The organism is Streptomyces sp. P17 (genome assembly GCF_032436805.1).
GTDB lineage: Bacteria > Actinomycetota > Actinomycetes > Streptomycetales > Streptomycetaceae > Streptomyces.
Window position 1 is genome coordinate 1 of sequence record NZ_JAVRBF010000346.1, and the last position, 439, is coordinate 439.

Annotated in this window: 1 protein-coding gene; it reads left to right on the forward strand. The window is 41.7% G+C overall.

The annotated features are described in order from the left end of the window. On the forward strand, nucleotides 1–439 hold a 439-nt coding region (locus RMT89_RS41205), incomplete at both ends, for an AAA family ATPase (RefSeq protein WP_315888877.1).

Here is a 439-nt window from a genome sequence, read left to right on the forward strand (position 1 = left end):
CTTACATTAAACGTAGAAATCAACGGTTGTTGGCTAATCATCGTAAAGAGCTTCGTAATTTTACGCGTGCTGAAGCGACAGCATATTTAGATATTGATTCTAAAACCTTAGATAAATATGTCGCTAATGCGGGCATAGACCCAAGGCGCCACGCTGACTCTCAGTGGTCTATAGACATTGAGGAAATGTATATAGTACGTGCACTACTACCTGAAAATTTAAGAAAAGAGCCCTTGTTCCATCGCTTACCGTCACAAAAAACACAAGTGATAGTGATTCAAAATCAAAAAGGTGGCGTTGGGAAAACCGTTTCAGCAGCGACAATAGCTTCTGGGTTAGCTGCCGAGTTTCATCAAGAATACCGTATTGGCTTAATCGATATGGATGGTCAAGCGACCCTATCTATGTATTACGCCCCAGAAGCCGAAAAAGAAGGTTG